Origin of the sequence: Alkalihalophilus lindianensis (assembly GCF_032843265.1) — a bacterium.
In the GTDB taxonomy this organism is placed as follows: domain Bacteria; phylum Bacillota; class Bacilli; order Bacillales; family Bacillaceae_D; genus Alkalihalophilus; species Alkalihalophilus lindianensis.
In genome coordinates this window covers 1-233 of sequence record NZ_JAWJBA010001091.1, presented here as the reverse complement: position 1 = coordinate 233, position 233 = coordinate 1, and the positions used below count along the sequence as shown (strand labels likewise).

At 38.2% G+C, this 233-nt stretch carries 1 pseudogene; it reads left to right on the top strand.

Annotated features, from left to right (window positions below):
* Nucleotides 1-233, top strand: a pseudogene (locus RYX56_RS25470) (IS5/IS1182 family transposase); the annotation flags it as partial.

Genomic DNA, 233 nt, shown 5'->3' with positions numbered 1-233 from the left:
AACGACGGGAAAATGTCTATTCCGTTACTAAAAGCACTTGCTAAACGGCATCCCTATTTGAACATTGAATACATTTTAGCTGATGCTGGATATGATTTTAAAGCTGTTTATAAACAAATTCGAATGATGGAAGCTCGACCTTTAATCGATTACAACCGCAAGAATGAGGCCGAAATCGAAGGAAAGGACAAATACTTTCGACCAGTTTGTAAGGAAGGGCATTCCTATGTGTA